The organism is Jeotgalicoccus sp. FSL K6-3177 (assembly GCF_038050175.1).
Lineage (GTDB): Bacteria > Bacillota > Bacilli > Staphylococcales > Salinicoccaceae > Jeotgalicoccus > Jeotgalicoccus nanhaiensis.
Genome location: NZ_JBBOSK010000001.1, coordinates 194,773 through 208,873, shown reverse-complemented (window position 1 = coordinate 208,873; position 14,101 = coordinate 194,773). Strand labels below are relative to the sequence as shown.

General features: G+C 41.0%; 17 protein-coding genes. 7 read left to right on the top strand and 10 right to left on the bottom strand.

Annotation, left to right across the window (positions count from 1 at the left end):
• Window positions 1–144 precede the first annotated feature (144 nt).
• Window positions 145–1,500 carry an MFS transporter gene (locus MHH58_RS01005; protein WP_341344771.1) on the bottom strand — a complete coding sequence of 452 codons (1,356 nt, stop codon included), beginning with the start codon at window positions 1,498–1,500 and terminating at the stop codon, window positions 145–147.
• 14 nt (window positions 1,501–1,514) lie between these two features.
• Window positions 1,515–2,606 (bottom strand): 5-methyltetrahydropteroyltriglutamate--homocysteine S-methyltransferase, encoded by a 1,092-nt coding sequence (locus MHH58_RS01000; RefSeq protein ID WP_341344770.1) that lies wholly within the window; start codon window positions 2,604–2,606, stop codon window positions 1,515–1,517.
• 122 nt (window positions 2,607–2,728) lie between these two features.
• Here MHH58_RS01000 and MHH58_RS00995 point away from each other — a divergent pair, with 122 nt between their 5' ends.
• Window positions 2,729–3,643: a LysR family transcriptional regulator gene (locus MHH58_RS00995; RefSeq protein WP_341344769.1), complete on the top strand. Its 915-nt coding sequence runs from the start codon at window positions 2,729–2,731 to the stop codon at window positions 3,641–3,643.
• Window positions 3,644–3,707: 64 nt separating this feature from the next.
• A complete protein-coding gene (locus tag MHH58_RS00990) occupies window positions 3,708–3,992 on the top strand; it encodes a GNAT family N-acetyltransferase (protein ID WP_341344768.1) in 285 nt (94 codons plus the stop codon).
• Between the two features lie 45 nt (window positions 3,993–4,037).
• Here the strand turns inward: MHH58_RS00990 and MHH58_RS00985 are convergent, their stop codons facing one another.
• From MHH58_RS00985 to MHH58_RS00965, 5 genes are all read right to left on the bottom strand, one after another.
• On the bottom strand, window positions 4,038–4,907 hold the full coding sequence (locus MHH58_RS00985) for a cation diffusion facilitator family transporter (RefSeq protein ID WP_341344767.1): 870 nt from the start codon (window positions 4,905–4,907) through the stop codon (window positions 4,038–4,040).
• Window positions 4,908–5,081: 174 nt separating this feature from the next.
• On the bottom strand, window positions 5,082–5,930 hold the full coding sequence (locus MHH58_RS00980; RefSeq protein WP_341344766.1) for a DUF368 domain-containing protein: 849 nt from the start codon (window positions 5,928–5,930) through the stop codon (window positions 5,082–5,084).
• 48 nt (window positions 5,931–5,978) lie between these two features.
• Entirely contained in the window at window positions 5,979–6,806 is an 828-nt protein-coding gene (locus MHH58_RS00975) for a sulfite exporter TauE/SafE family protein (RefSeq protein ID WP_341344765.1), read from the bottom strand.
• A gap of 18 nt (window positions 6,807–6,824) precedes the next feature.
• Window positions 6,825–7,412, bottom strand: coding sequence for a class I SAM-dependent DNA methyltransferase (locus tag MHH58_RS00970; RefSeq protein WP_341344764.1), 588 nt, complete (start codon window positions 7,410–7,412; stop codon window positions 6,825–6,827).
• A gap of 8 nt (window positions 7,413–7,420) precedes the next feature.
• Window positions 7,421–8,281, bottom strand: coding sequence for a fructosamine kinase family protein (locus MHH58_RS00965; protein ID WP_341344763.1), 861 nt, complete (start codon window positions 8,279–8,281; stop codon window positions 7,421–7,423).
• Window positions 8,282–8,447: 166 nt separating this feature from the next.
• Here MHH58_RS00965 and MHH58_RS00960 point away from each other — a divergent pair, with 166 nt between their 5' ends.
• Window positions 8,448–8,930: a CHAP domain-containing protein gene (locus tag MHH58_RS00960; RefSeq protein ID WP_341344762.1), complete on the top strand. Its 483-nt coding sequence runs from the start codon at window positions 8,448–8,450 to the stop codon at window positions 8,928–8,930.
• A 12-nt stretch (window positions 8,931–8,942) separates the two neighbouring features.
• On the opposite strand, the gene MHH58_RS00955 is transcribed toward MHH58_RS00960, so the two are convergent.
• The gene (locus MHH58_RS00955; RefSeq protein ID WP_341344761.1) at window positions 8,943–9,314 is read right to left on the bottom strand and encodes a YbgA family protein; all 372 of its coding nucleotides are present in this window, start codon (window positions 9,312–9,314) and stop codon (window positions 8,943–8,945) included.
• 158 nt (window positions 9,315–9,472) lie between these two features.
• Between MHH58_RS00955 and MHH58_RS00950 the strand changes: the two genes are divergently transcribed.
• The 4 genes from MHH58_RS00950 to MHH58_RS00935 all read left to right on the top strand — a co-directional run bounded on the left by MHH58_RS00950 (window position 9,473) and on the right by MHH58_RS00935 (window position 13,352).
• Complete coding sequence (locus MHH58_RS00950) at window positions 9,473–10,276, top strand: ABC transporter ATP-binding protein (protein ID WP_341344760.1); 804 nt, start codon at window positions 9,473–9,475, stop codon at window positions 10,274–10,276.
• A complete protein-coding gene (locus MHH58_RS00945) occupies window positions 10,269–11,324 on the top strand; it encodes a FecCD family ABC transporter permease (protein ID WP_341344759.1) in 1,056 nt (351 codons plus the stop codon). Before MHH58_RS00950 ends, MHH58_RS00945 begins: the two co-directional genes overlap by 8 nt.
• Window positions 11,321–12,352: a FecCD family ABC transporter permease gene (locus MHH58_RS00940; protein ID WP_341344758.1), complete on the top strand. Its 1,032-nt coding sequence runs from the start codon at window positions 11,321–11,323 to the stop codon at window positions 12,350–12,352. Before MHH58_RS00945 ends, MHH58_RS00940 begins: the two co-directional genes overlap by 4 nt.
• 94 nt (window positions 12,353–12,446) lie before the next feature.
• Entirely contained in the window at window positions 12,447–13,352 is a 906-nt protein-coding gene (locus MHH58_RS00935; RefSeq protein ID WP_135097620.1) for an iron-hydroxamate ABC transporter substrate-binding protein, read from the top strand.
• Between the two features lie 63 nt (window positions 13,353–13,415).
• On the opposite strand, the gene MHH58_RS00930 is transcribed toward MHH58_RS00935, so the two are convergent.
• Entirely contained in the window at window positions 13,416–13,766 is a 351-nt protein-coding gene (locus tag MHH58_RS00930; RefSeq protein WP_135097617.1) for a zinc ribbon domain-containing protein YjdM, read from the bottom strand.
• A gap of 93 nt (window positions 13,767–13,859) precedes the next feature.
• Window positions 13,860–14,081, bottom strand: coding sequence for a heavy-metal-associated domain-containing protein (locus tag MHH58_RS00925; protein ID WP_115884963.1), 222 nt, complete (start codon window positions 14,079–14,081; stop codon window positions 13,860–13,862).
• Window positions 14,082–14,101 lie beyond the last annotated feature (20 nt).

The window sequence follows — 14,101 nt, the reverse complement described above, 5'->3', positions numbered from 1 at the left end:
TTCATTATCTAATACATTTCTTCTTATCTCAATAAAATCCAATCAGCTTGTTAAAATATTCACATGTTTGTGAAAATTTTTCGACATTCTTCCATATATATGGAAAAAAGATACGAATCGGAGTAAGATTCGCATCTTTAAAAGTTAAGAAATAATTGCTTCTTCCGCTTTCCGGATTCGTCCTTTCTGCACTTCCGCACCGTGCTGTTCCTGCACAAACAGAAGCGCACAAAATGCAAGCAGACATGGAACTGCGAAGCCTAGAAATGAAAGCTGCGCCGGCATATTGGTCATCAGCACCCAGCCGATCAGGAGCGGTCCTGTAATTGATCCGATACGCCCCATACCCACCGCAGCACTTAAACCTGCACCGCGTACATCCGGCGGATAATACATCGTTATATACGGATTAATCAAGTTTTGTGAGCCAGCCGTACATGCTCCTGCTGCCGCAATGAGAATATAAAGCAAAAATGCATTGCTCGTTAGGCTGAGCAGGATAAACGCCACTGCCCCTGTCCCGAGAAGCGTTAAGAGTACATTGCGGTGACCGATTTTATCAACCATATAGCCGCCGGCAAGTGAACCGGTCATCTGACCGATTGCCAGTGTAATAGTAAATATCATAGCTGAGGATACTCCATATCCGGATTCCTGCATAATATTCGGCAGCCACGTACCGAGTCCGGCAATCATCATCAGGCAGCAGATAACAGCAATCCAAAACATAATTGTCGACAGTGTCTTACGTTCATTAAATATCTTTTTAAACGGTACTCCTTTTTCTGCAGTGTCAGTATCTGTAATTTCGTAGTGATCCCGAGCACTGTAATTTTCGGTGCCGGTAGCTTTATTTAAAATGTCTGCAATTTTGTCTTTATTCCCCCGCGCAACATGAAATGTTATTGATTCGGGGAATTGTTTCAGGAAAAGCGGCGTAATTATTACTGTAAAAATACTAATCCAGAAAAATAATCTCCAGCTTAAGTACTCCAGAAAGTAAATGCCGAGCAGCGATGCCCCAATTGTTCCAATTGAATAACCGCAATACATTAACGCAACAATCATTGCCCGGTTTTTACGGGGAGAGTATTCAGCCATCAGTGAAATAACTGCCGGCATAAGACCGCCCATTCCAATCGAAGCAATAAAGCGGAAGATGACGAATACTGTTGCATTAGGTGCAAAGCCTGCTAAAAAGTTAAATAAACCAATCATAACTAGACATATTGCCAATATTCTTTTGCGGCCGATAACATCGGTCAACGCGCCTAAGACAAAAGTCCCCGCCATCATACCCATCATGGCATAACTGCCAACCGCCCCTGCTGCTGCAGGAGTAATATCAAAATCGTTCATCATCTGCGGCAAACCGAGTCCATACACAGCTATATCGAAACCGTCAGAAGCAATTGCGATAAAACACCATATAAAAACGAGCAGATGGAACTTATTGAACTTACTGCCTGCAATAACCGTCTCCGGGTTAATTGTTGCCATTCGCATTCTCCTTTCTATTGCCAGACTTCAGCTGCGATGTCTACGACGTATTTTAATTTCTCCCATTGCTCTTCTTCTGTCAGCACGTTGCCTTCTTCTGTCGAAGCGAAGCCGCATTGCGGACTGAGCGCCAACTGATCCAGCGGCACAAACTGCGCTGCTTCATTAATACGCGCTTTAATATCTTCAGCATTTTCAAGTTCACCGCTCTTCGATGTAACAAGACCCAGTACGATGACTAAATCTTTACGGCTGACATGACGAAGCGGCTCAAATCCGCCTGCACGGTCACTGTCATATTCTAAGAAGAAACCGTCGATGTTTAAACGCCCGAATAATATTTCTGCTACCGGCTCGTAGCCCCCTGAAGAAATCCAGGTTGAGCGGAAATTTCCGCGGCATATATGCATCGTAATTTTAAAATCATCCGGTCGCCCGTCTACTGCTTTATTTAACACTTCCAGATATTTCTCTTTTAAGTACTCCGGATTTTGTCCTTTATCAATTAACTTTTGTCTTTCTTCATCTGAACAGAAGTATCCCCACGAAGTGTCATCGAGCTGCAAATAACGGCAGCCGGCATCGTAAAAGCCCTGCAGCACTTTTTTATATGCCGCTGCAAGATCTTCAAAAAATTCCTCTTCGTCAGGGTAAACATTCTTGTCGATTTCTCCCCTGAAGTGCAGCATACTCGGACTTGGAATAGCATATTTTGCTGTTGCATCACCGGCCTGCTCTTGTAAATACTTAAAGAAATCAATTTCTCGATGTCCGTCGAAATCCACTTTCCCTGTTACTTTAATTGCCCGGGATTTTGTCTGGCGTTCTTTAAAAGCAATTCCGCCGCCTGTGTCCGAACCTTCGACCCCCTGCAGTCCTTCGAGAAAGTCAAAATGCCACCAGGCACGGCGGTATTCGCCGTCAGTCACTGCTTTTAATCCCGCTTCTTTCTGTTTTTTAACAGCATGTGCAATCGCTTTGTCTTCTGCTTCTCTTAATTCTTCCAAAGTTATCTCTTTACTTTCAAATTGTCTCCGGGCATCTTTCAACTCTGCCGGTCTTAACAAACTTCCTACATGATCTGCTCTGTATATTTCTTTAGTCATATGTATGTAACACTCCATCTCTTTTAATGTTGTTTAAATACTATCATGTCTGTAAGATATAGACTAACTCATTAATTTCATTACCCGCTATGAATTTAAGCTATAACCTAAGGAGAATCTTTATGACACTTCAACAGTTAAAATATTTAATTACCGTCGTCAACAGCGGCTCAATTAATGAAGCTGCAAAAAAACTGTATATTTCCCAGCCCACTTTATCTAAAGCAATTAAAGAACTTGAACGCGAAATGGGGATTACGATTTTAAAGCGGACATCAACAGGTATTGTATTGAGTCCGGACGGCGCGGAATTTCTCAGCTATGCCCGCCAGATTACAGAACAGGTAGAACTGCTCGAGAATAAGTATCTTGATATGCCTTATCAGGAGCAGCTGCTCTCTGTTTCAACTCAGCACTATTCTTTTTCCGTCGATGCAATGGTCAGAATGATTGAGCATCACGGCGGTGATAAATATCAGTTTTCACTGCGCGAAACACGCACTTACGAGATTATTGATGATGTTAAAAATTTAAAAAGTGAAATCGGCGTCCTGTATATGAATACTTTCAACGAAAAAATACTGACTCAGCTGCTGAAAGAAAATCGTTTAACCTTTGAACTGCTTTTTACAGCGAAACCGCACGTATTTATCAGTAAGACAAATCCGCTTGCCAAAAAAGAGAAAGTGACACTGAAAGATCTCGAGCCGTATCCGCGGCTGTCTTTTGACCAGGGAGAACACAGTTCATTTTATTTCTCTGAAGAAATACTGAGCACACTGCACAGCCCGAAGAATATTCTGGTCAGTGACAGGGCAACAATTTTTAACTGTATGATTGGTTTAAACGGCTATACGATTTCAAGCGGAATTTTAAGCGAAGAATTAAACGGCACCGACATCATTCCGGTTCCTCTCGATGTCGATGATGAAATTAAAGTCGGCTGGATAACAAATAATAAAACTCAGCTCACGAGAGTCGCGAAACTTTATCTGGAGGAACTGGTTAAAACAATTGAAAGCTACAATCTGCTATAAAAAAGTGTAAATAATTTTCCGGAGGGTATAGTAACATTATAGAAAGTTACGGAGGTGTCCTTAGATGGAGATTAAGCACGGAACAAACAAGTTTTATTTTGGGGAAGATGCTCAAAATCCTGATGGCGAACTGACTTATCTTCCAGATGACAAAAATAAACTTGTTATAGACAGCGTGGTAGTCAAAGAAGAGCTGCGCGGTGAAGGATACGGAGATGTACTGCTCGATGCCGCTGCTGATTATGCGCGAGAGAATGATAAAAGATTAATCGGACGATGTCCTTTTGCAGCTAAACGTTTTGAAGAGTTCAATGATAAATATAAAGATGTAATTTTTAAAGAAGCATAAAGAAACCCCTTTAAGATTTTGAAATATAAAATCTTAAAGGGATTTTTATTCCTCAGAGAGAGGTTCCGGATGCACATAGAGAGACATGATTCCTTTATCATGCATGTGTTCTTCGACCCTGTCGCATATACGATGTGCTTCAGTAACCGATATTTCCGGGTCAACAATAATCGTCACATCCAGGAATATGCTGCTGCCGTGATATCGTCCTTTTATAGATTTAACATCGAGCACCCCATCCACTTCAAGCACATCTTCTTTATGTTCTATTAAATCCGCATCGTTATAACCATCACTTAAAGCAAAAACCGCACTTTTTAATATTTTAAAACCGGTATATATAATCAGAAGCCCTAGTACAGATGCAATTATTACGTCCGCAATCGGCAGGCCATGCTGTGTTAAAACCAAGCCGGCAGCAGTACCGAGGCTAATTAAACTGTCCGACAGATTATCCATAGCTGCAGATTTCAAAGAACTGCTGTTCGTTTTTGCTGCCAGTTGAGAGTTGATATAGTATACAGCAAGCATAATCAGACCGCCCACAACGCTTATATAAATTACTACCGGGTTCGGTTTTGTTACAGAGGGTGAAAATATGGCAGGAACGTTTTCCACCAGCACCTGTACACCGACAAATATAATAATGAAAGAGACAACGAGCGAAGCAATATTTTCAGATTTTAAATGTCCGTACGGATGATTGTCATCCGGCGGTCTGATAGAAATTTTCAGACCAATTAGAACTGCTACCGATGCAAAAATGTCCGTCATATTGTTCAGAGCATCTGCCCGAACTGCTGCAGAATCGTAAAACACTCCGAAATATAATTTCAAACCAGATAAAATAATATACGTGACAATACTTAAATAAGCACCTCTCTGGGCAAGTTTCAATTTATTTATATTACCCATAATGACAGCCCCTAAAAGTTAATGGAGATTAATTATGCACTGCTTTCATTATATTTTCAACCATTTTTCAACCATTCCTTTAAGTTTCTGTGAAGTGAAATATTTTTTTAGCTGACCCTAAATATTTCCAATCTTTTTTCATGATTAGCCCTAAAATAAAAATGACACACCTGATTAAGGCATGTCATTTTTATTTTGCTGCTTTCCAAATATATAACTGATAAAAAGACCTGACAGAAATAAAATCACAGATAAGAACCAGCTTGTTCCGCTTGCCGGCAGTCCAGGATAAATAGCGAACACTGAACCAAAAAGCAAACCTATAATCGCTGCATAAGTCAGATAAGTATAATTTTTAAGGAAATGAGAGATTATCTTGCTTGCAAGAAGCACTCCTGTAACTATACCAAGACCAATTGATATCAGAATCGGCAAAACAGTAAAATTAAGCGAGGTAAACTCATTTATCGCGTATATTACTATCGGGTATACTCCCATAATAAGCATCACAAGCGATCCGGATATGCCAGGCAGCAACATCATCGAAGCCGCAAGCGCACCTGTAATAAAGTACTTCAGGAGATCACCAGCTGCCATTCCCGCATTGCTTGCCGGCAGTGCATCTTCATTGAACATAGACATTATAAAGAGTATAGCAATACCAGCAAAAATTAATATAAAATGTATGATCCGAAATTCTGCTTTTACATTTGAAATTCTTATCATCATCGGTATCACACCAAGCACCATCCCCATGAAAAACCATTGAGTCGGTATTGTATGATTCTGCAGGAAATAATTAAGCAACGAGGACATCGTTAAAATTGCGATAGCCATACCGATTACAAGAGGCAGTAAAAATGCCAGTGCCTGTTTATAATACTTTGAAACAATTCGGCTGATAGCACCGAGAAACTGATCGTATATTCCTAATAGCAACGCCATAGTACCGCTGCTGACTCCCGGTACAAGTTCAACTATTCCCATTAAAAAGCCTTTCGGCAAATTTCTCCACTTAAACATATATTCAATTCCATTTCATCAAATTTACTTTTTATATTTTATCATATTTTATAAGCTGTCTATAATCATATATATACCAAGTAACAAGAGAACCATCCGCAAGATGAATACAACAGTATTCGAGTCGAGGCTTCTATTCAGCTTAACACCCAATTTCGCTCCAAAATATGCAGCAGGAATCAGTATCACTGCATAAAGAAAATGAATATTCCCCTGTAACAAATGACCTGTCGCAGAGGATATACTGCCGAATAGGACCAGAAACATACTTGTTCCAACTGCAATAGATGGCGGCATCAAAAATAAAATAATCATTATAGGTGTCATTAATGCTCCCCCGCCGACTCCGAATAGTCCAGCTGTAAAGCCTGCGAGCAAACTCCCAGTAACTCCTATGTATGGCGGAAAACCGTAATAATGAACTTTACCTGTTCCGTCAGTATGAGGTTTGATATATTTTTCATTCTGAAATATTTTAAGCGGTTTTATTTTATCGCGTATAAGCAATATAAAACTGATTAAAATTATAAACAGGCCGAAATACAGCTTCAGACTGTCCACTGTAAACAGGCTGCTCGTATAGGAGCCAAGCATTGCACCGGGAATGATACCGAACAAAAGGTATTTCCCGTTACTCCAGTCGACCTGTTTGCTTTTATTATATGAAATAACAGATGATAAGCCGATAAACACAAGGACCAGACTGGATGTTCCAACAGCAACCTGAGGGGTAATCCCATCCAGCACACTAAGCTCGGTTCCTAAAAATATAAGAATAGGAACGATGACTATACCGCCCCCGAGTCCGATTAATGATCCCACAATTGCTGCAATCATACCGGTTACCGCAAGCAGTATGAATTCCATAGTCATCATTCCTCTTTTAATTATTGTCTATTTTCGGGCATTCGCGATAAACATGGAAGCATCTTTTTTCATGAAGATTTTTTCTCCATGGTAAAAGGTTTTAATATCAATGTTTTTAAAACCTGCGTCAGCTAAAGCAAATCTCATCTCATCATGTGTAAATCCATTATGAACTTTCTCATGATAAACTGAATCATTTTTATCAAAATCAGCAATAATCAGCTGTCCGGATTCATTTAAAATATCATATAATTTTTTAATCAATTCTCTGAACTCAGGCACGTGGAGCATTACGAGCGATACAATAATTACATCAGCTTCTTCGCTGCCGAGCTCTTCTGTCTGTTTAGTTTCAGCATTTCCAATTTTGTGCGCTTCGATTTTTTCATCAACAACTTTTAACATTTCCCCGGAAATATCACTGAAAATCAGCTTTTTAAAGTCATCCTTGAACTGCAGTCCAATCAGTCCCGTACCGCATCCATAATCCAGTAATATATTATTGGCATCATGTGGGAAATACTTTTTCATTTCCGCTGCGATGGTATTTGCTAAGGCAATTCTTTCTTCCTTATCGTATTTCCCTGCCATTCTATCGAACACATTCTCTGACATATAATCTCCTACCTTTTACTTAATATCTGTTTCATTGTACTATTTACGCTGCCGAGATACACGTCTCCAAACTTCACTAGGTGAACGAGAAGCAGATACAGTTTATAAAACTCTATACGCATTGCCGCGCCTGCATCAAGTGGATATACATCATTATATGCTTCGTAAAACTCCTGACCAAAGCCTCCAAAGACAGTCGTAGCTCCTAGATCAAATTCCCGATCTCCGTATAATGGAGAAGGGTCAAATAAAGCAGGACGCCCGTCATCTAAAAACATGTAATTCCCGGACCATAAATCTCCGTGAAGCAGCGACGGCTCACTGCTGTGATTATTTAATTCTTCACTAATTACTTCCAGCACGGTATTAAAGGTTTTATTCTCCTGTTTGCTCCACAAGTTCCTTTTTAAAATCTCTTCGTGCAGCTGCGAAAGACGCTGATCCATAAATAAGTCGCTCCAGGAATTAAACCAGCCGTTTTCAAATCTTATATCGCTGCCTTCATATGGCAAATGATAGCCGAACTTCCCCTCTTCCTGATGAGTCAGATGAAGTTTTGCTACCATCTCTCCCAAATCCTTTTGACTGCCTGATACTCCCTCTTCCAAATAGCTGAGCAGCAGATACGCATCGCCTGAAATTTGGCCGGACTCTTCGACCCTCGGTGCTGTAATACCTGCTTTTTCAAAGTCCTGCAGCCCCGCAATTTCAGCAGCATAAAAATCTTCATCGCGCCCCCGCTGCACCAGGAGAAAATACTTTTTATCATCCGCTTCTATTTTGTACGCTTCATTTACATCTCCGCCGCTGACCGATGTTATACTTTTAATATTTTTTATCGGCAGCTCTGCCGTCCATTGTTCATCCATAAAACAACTCCCTTTCTTTAAACTTTCTACTTTTTTATATTTCCTTTAAAATATATGTAAAACGTCCTCACTTGCTCTTTGGGACAAAAGACTGATCTAACAATGCTTATAGCGCTAAGCATTATTTTATAACACTATGCGTTATACGTAAGAAAGGAGACTTTTCATGAAGAGATTTGCACTTATTTCTTTGCTTATAATTGCCGCTGTCTGCGGATTGGTCTATGCAGATACAAGAACTGAGAACGGTTTAATAGAAGAGTTGGGCATAATATTGACACCTGACCCTATGAAAAATAATACATATGACCAGGGAGAATGTACGTATTACGTGTTTAACAAAGTGAAAGATGACGGCATGATGATAGAACGTTCATGGGGCGATGCAGAACACTGGGCAGACCGCGCTGAAAGAGAGGATTACACTGTAAATGAAACACCAGCAAAAGGTGCCTTAATGCAGACTGAAAGAGGAGAGATCGGGCATGTCGCCTATATAGAATCTGTCAATAATGACGGTTCATTCGAAATTTCAGAAATGAACCTCCGTAAACCGTATGAGATAACTGAACGCACTATTCTTGCAGAAGAGATTGCTGATTATAACTATATCCATCCTAAAGTAAATAAACATGCGAATCCGGAGTAATAATGCCATAGTTTATTTGTATAAAATTGTGGAGTTCTGAAGATATTTCACTTTGTATTTATTTGCCATCTTTCTAATAAACGAAAACAAGTCGTCAGGCCTATTTAGATTGTGTATGTACTCTTCTTTCAAACGCATATATTCGCGCCTTTCTTTCTCGCTGCACACTTTTTTAAAATATCCCCACATATGCTGAAACGTATTGATGACTGCTCCAGGGTCAGGTGTTTTTTCTAGTGCCTGGCCGATTAAAGTTTCTAACCGTTCCATTTCTATATCCTGCTTTAATTCTTTTCTGATTAAATTGTAATGTCCTTGAGAATGCATCATCACTCTGTATTTTTCTTTTGCCCACAAATTCTCCATCAGTGCACGCCGCTTCATAAAATTACTCCTTTTTTGCTGATAGTTAATATTATCTTTTACCCCTTTTCAAATCGTTATACAGATTATATTGACAATCTTATAATATTAGCATAAACTTTCAGAGTGATAACGATTCTCAATTGCAATGGGGGTCTCCTATATGAGAGGTGACTGTGTTGAACGCACTTGAAATAAATAATATAGCGGTTGGCTATCACAACCGTTCAGTAATAGATAACTTAAGCGTTACTATTCCAAAAAATAAAATAACAACTATTATAGGTCCGAACGGCTGCGGAAAGTCTACATTGATAAAAACAGTGTCCCGTATATTAAAAGCTGAAGAAGGCACTATTTTGCTTGATGGCAAAGCAATTAATACTCTCGACACGAGAGAAATCGCCAAGCAGATGGCTATTCTGCCGCAGACTGCCGAATCGCCAGACGGTTTGACCGTTTTCGAACTGGTTTCCTACGGCCGCTTTCCATACAGAAAAGCTCTCGGGTCTCTCAGCAAAGAAGATTATAAGTATATTGACTGGGCGATCGAAGTCACGAGTCTTAAAGATTTCGCCGATCGTCAAATCAGCGATATGTCAGGCGGCCAGCGTCAGCGTGTCTGGATTGCGATGTCCCTGGCACAGGGTACAGAAACACTTGTACTCGATGAACCGACGACATATCTCGATCTCGCTCACCAGCTCGATATTCTCTTGCTGCTGCAAAAGCTAAATATCGAAGAACATCGGACAATTATTATGGTGCTTCACGATTTAAATCTCGCTTCAAGATTTTCTGACTATATGATTGCAATGAAGGACGGCAAACTGATTACAAAAGGTATTCCTGCTGAAGTGATGACTCACGATAATTTAAGAACATTGTTTAATATCGAAGCCGATATTCAGCAGTGCCCTTACAGCAATCATCCGATTTTCACCTCTTATCATTTAAGCAGCCAGGAAAAAAATTATGAGTAAGTTCAATTCGAATTTAACAGATAAAGAACAAGTAAAAGCAGTTAAAAATACTGCAAAACCTGTACGCGGAACGATAATCATCTCCGGCGGGCTGGTTTTTCTGCTCTGTGCATTTGCAGTGTCTATTTCGCTTGGAGCAGCCGATATAAACTTATCGACAATATGGAGCGCTCTTTTCAGCTTCGATGAATCCGTCACACAGCATCAGATAATATGGGAACTCAGATTTCCGAGAATTATCGGTGCAGCGATTGTCGGAGCTGCTTTCAGTGTGGCGGGAGCATTAATGCAGGGGATGACTCGGAATCCGCTCGCAGATTCCGGTCTGCTCGGACTGAATGCCGGCGCAGTTATGATGCTCGCAATCAGTCTCAGTTTTTTCCCCGGCCTGCCTTATGTCTATGTTGTACTTCTCTCATTTTTCGGAGCGGCGCTTGGTGCGGGTATCGTTTACGGTGTCGGTTCCATGAGCAGAAACGGTTTAACACCGCTGCGTCTGGTGCTGGCAGGAGCTGCTGTTACAGCCCTGCTGACAGCACTGAGTGAAGGTATTGCTCTTTACTTTAATGTCGGACAGGATATGGCATTCTGGTATGCCGGAGGTGTTTCAGGAACGCGCTGGAGTCATCTTTTTGTCATAACGCCTATCGTTATTATTATGTTATTTGCAGCGATGCGCATTTCAAAATCTATTACAATACTAAGTCTCGGGGAAGAGGTTGCAGTCAGTCTCGGAGAACGTACAGTCAGAACAAAATTCATCAGTGCGGGCATTATAGTCGTACTTGCCGGACTCGCAGTTTCAGTCGTCGGCGCTGTCAGTTTCGTCGGTTTAATCGTACCGCATCTGACCCGTAAACTTGTCGGTTATGACTACCGCTGGATAATACCGGTCAGTGCAGTTGTCGGTGCGATTCTTGTCGTTCTTGCTGATTTACTCGCACGGACTTTGAATGCTCCCTTTGAAATACCCATCGGTGCTCTTATTTCATTAATCGGTGTACCTTTCTTCTTATACCTTGCACGTAAAGGAGGTAAAGCGATATGAACCACTACAAGCCCAAAGGACTTATTAAAAAACAGCGGCGTGCTGGAATCATCGCATGTATATTTATTATCCTGCTGATCATTTTATTTCTTATCAGTTTAAATACAGGTGTTATACGCATCGATCCCGGCACTGTAGTGAAAACAATTTTCGGCAGCGGTACTCCGCGGGACGAGCTTTTACTGTTTGAATTCCGTCTGCCGAGAATTACTATCGCCGTGCTTATTGGCATGGGTCTTGCAGTATCTGGCGCCGTACTGCAGGGAATCGTTAAAAATCCGCTAGCTGATCCGGGAATTATCGGGATTAATGCTGGTGCAGGCCTTGCAGTAATGCTTTTTGTATCTTATTTTTCAACAGAGCTAGGCAACTCTGTTTTCATTATGCCGGTGCTGGCGTTTGCTGGTGCTGGGGCCGCCGCTGTTATTATCTATGCTTTCTCTTACAAGAAAGATGAAGGCGTATCTCCTATACGTTTAATACTCGTCGGAGTTGCTGTAGCTGCGGGAATTAGTGCTCTTATGATTGTTCTGACACTGAAACTTGATCCGAGAACATACGACTTTGTTGCTACATGGCTTGCCGGCAGCATCTGGGGGTCAAATTGGAATTTCGTGCTGGCACTCTTGCCATGGCTTCTTATTCTTATCCCGTTCGTTTACATGAAATCCCGGGTGTTAGACGTGTTAAATCTCGGAGACCATACTGCTGTCAGTTTAGGCATGGACCTTGAGAAGGAACGCAGAATTCTGCTTGCTGCAGCGGTAGGACTTGCTGCAGCAAGTGTCTCGGTCAGTGGCGGCATCGGCTTCGTCGGTTTAATCGCCCCGCATATGACTAGAAGACTGGTCGGCAATAAGCATAAGTATGTCATTCCAATCTGCGCGCTTGTCGGAGCTGTGCTCGTATTAACAGCGGATACAATCGGCCGCGTTATACTTCAGCCCGCTGAAATACCGACCGGTGTGGTCGTTGCTATTATCGGTGCGCCATATTTTCTGTATCTTTTAGCAAAATTAAATGATTAACCATCAGCATTCCTAATCCGGCTGTAAACAGCCGGATTATATAATAAACAGTCATTGAGAATCTATCTCAATTAGCTGAAAAAGGAGAAGAATTATGAAGAAATATTTTAGTTTTATCGTGTTGCTGTTAATGTCTTTTGCTCTTGGTGCATGCAGTTCAGAAGAAGCTTCAGATGATACCTCTTCCGCTGGAGGAACTGTTACATATGAGTCTGAGTTCGGTCCTGTAGAAGTTCCTGAAAATCCGGAACGCATTGTTGCTTTATCATATGCTCCAAACTTACATGCTCTCGATATTGAAATGGCCGGTGTCGACCAGTGGTCGAAAGCAAATCCGTTATTTGAAGAAGATCTGACAGATGCTGCACAGGTCACAGAAGCTGAACCTGAAAGTATCTTAGCTGAAGATCCCGATTTAATTATTGCAGGTGCTAATATGGAAAATCTGGACGAGCTTGAGAAAATTGCGCCCACTGTCACTTATACATGGGGTAAATTAAATTACCTGGAACAGCAGATTGAGATTGGGAAACTTGTCGGCAAAGAAGATGAGGCACGTGAATGGGCTCAGGACTTCGAAACACGTGCCAAAGCAATTGGCGACCAGATTAAAGAAAAACACGGAGAAGATATGACTGTTACTGTAATTGAAACAGACGGCAAAGGGTTTTATCTGTTTGGGGAAGCTTGGGGCAGAGGCACGGAGATTTTATATCAGGCCATGGATTTAAAGATGCCTGAAAACGTAAATGAAGCTGTATCTGCAGATGGATATTATGAAATATCTCAGGAAGTACTGGCTGAGTATGCAGGTGATTACATCGTCTTAAGCCGCGGCGAGGAAACAGATATGTCGTTTACTGAAAGTGAAGTATGGCAGTCGATTCCAGCTGTACAAAATGACAACGTTATTGAAATCGATACTGCAGCATCCAGCTACAGCGATCCAACAACATTGGAATATCTGCTTGAAATATACAGCAAAGGTTTAATGGAATAAAAAAATAATACGGTCCAGATTCCCTCACCTAAAGGTTCCGGACCGTATTTTCTAGTTTTAAACTTAATCTATTTTCTTCACAAATTCAGATTTCAGATTCATCTGACCGATACCCGGTATTTTACAATCAATGTCATGACCATCTTCCGGATCAACAAGTCTGATACCTTTAACTTTCGTTCCCTGCTTGATTACATTGGACGAACCTTTAATTTTTAAATCCTTAATTACCGTCACGATATCTCCGTCATTCAAGACGTTGCCATTGGCATCGTTTACGAGTGCCACCAGCGCTTCTTCTTCCGCTGATTCAGGCGTCCACTCATGCGCGCACATTGGACAAATTAAGAGCGGCCCATCCTCGTATGTATATTCCGAATTGCAGCTCGGACAATTTGGTAATGATGTTGTCATTATAATCCCCCATATCACTGTATTAATTTAAAGATACCACATTTTTTTATAAATAAAAGCCGGGGTTCAAATGAACTCCGACTTTCTTAATAATTATGCTTCTTTTACCTTCAGTACCTCATAGCCCAAATTCTCAATAACATTTTTCAGTTCTGCTGATGTTACTTTCTCCGGATCATATTCCGCTTTCGCTTTGCTCGCATTAAACAACAGTTTAGCGGATTCAACACCATCTGTTTTCGTCAGTGCACCTTCTATTTTCTTAATACATGTCGGACAGCTCAATGTTTCAAGTTGCATCGTTACTTTATTCATAATATATTCCTCCCGTTTTT

Coding starts and splice junctions, on each gene's coding strand:
- MHH58_RS00995 (WP_341344769.1), top strand. CDS start 2,729: ATGACACTTCAACAGTTAAAATATTTAATTACCGTCGTCAACAGCGGC.
- MHH58_RS01000 (WP_341344770.1), bottom strand. CDS start 2,606: ATGACTAAAGAAATATACAGAGCAGATCATGTAGGAAGTTTGTTAAGA.
- MHH58_RS00960 (WP_341344762.1), top strand. CDS start 8,448: ATGAAGAGATTTGCACTTATTTCTTTGCTTATAATTGCCGCTGTCTGC.
- MHH58_RS00975 (WP_341344765.1), bottom strand. CDS start 6,806: ATGATGACTATGGAATTCATACTGCTTGCGGTAACCGGTATGATTGCA.
- MHH58_RS00985 (WP_341344767.1), bottom strand. CDS start 4,907: ATGGGTAATATAAATAAATTGAAACTTGCCCAGAGAGGTGCTTATTTA.
- MHH58_RS00980 (WP_341344766.1), bottom strand. CDS start 5,930: ATGTTTAAGTGGAGAAATTTGCCGAAAGGCTTTTTAATGGGAATAGTT.
- MHH58_RS00955 (WP_341344761.1), bottom strand. CDS start 9,314: ATGAAGCGGCGTGCACTGATGGAGAATTTGTGGGCAAAAGAAAAATAC.
- MHH58_RS00940 (WP_341344758.1), top strand. CDS start 11,321: ATGAACCACTACAAGCCCAAAGGACTTATTAAAAAACAGCGGCGTGCT.
- MHH58_RS00935 (WP_135097620.1), top strand. CDS start 12,447: ATGAAGAAATATTTTAGTTTTATCGTGTTGCTGTTAATGTCTTTTGCT.
- MHH58_RS00970 (WP_341344764.1), bottom strand. CDS start 7,412: ATGTCAGAGAATGTGTTCGATAGAATGGCAGGGAAATACGATAAGGAA.
- MHH58_RS00925 (WP_115884963.1), bottom strand. CDS start 14,081: ATGAATAAAGTAACGATGCAACTTGAAACATTGAGCTGTCCGACATGT.
- MHH58_RS00945 (WP_341344759.1), top strand. CDS start 10,269: ATGAGTAAGTTCAATTCGAATTTAACAGATAAAGAACAAGTAAAAGCA.
- MHH58_RS01005 (WP_341344771.1), bottom strand. CDS start 1,500: ATGGCAACAATTAACCCGGAGACGGTTATTGCAGGCAGTAAGTTCAAT.
- MHH58_RS00990 (WP_341344768.1), top strand. CDS start 3,708: ATGGAGATTAAGCACGGAACAAACAAGTTTTATTTTGGGGAAGATGCT.
- MHH58_RS00965 (WP_341344763.1), bottom strand. CDS start 8,281: ATGGATGAACAATGGACGGCAGAGCTGCCGATAAAAAATATTAAAAGT.
- MHH58_RS00930 (WP_135097617.1), bottom strand. CDS start 13,766: ATGACAACATCATTACCAAATTGTCCGAGCTGCAATTCGGAATATACA.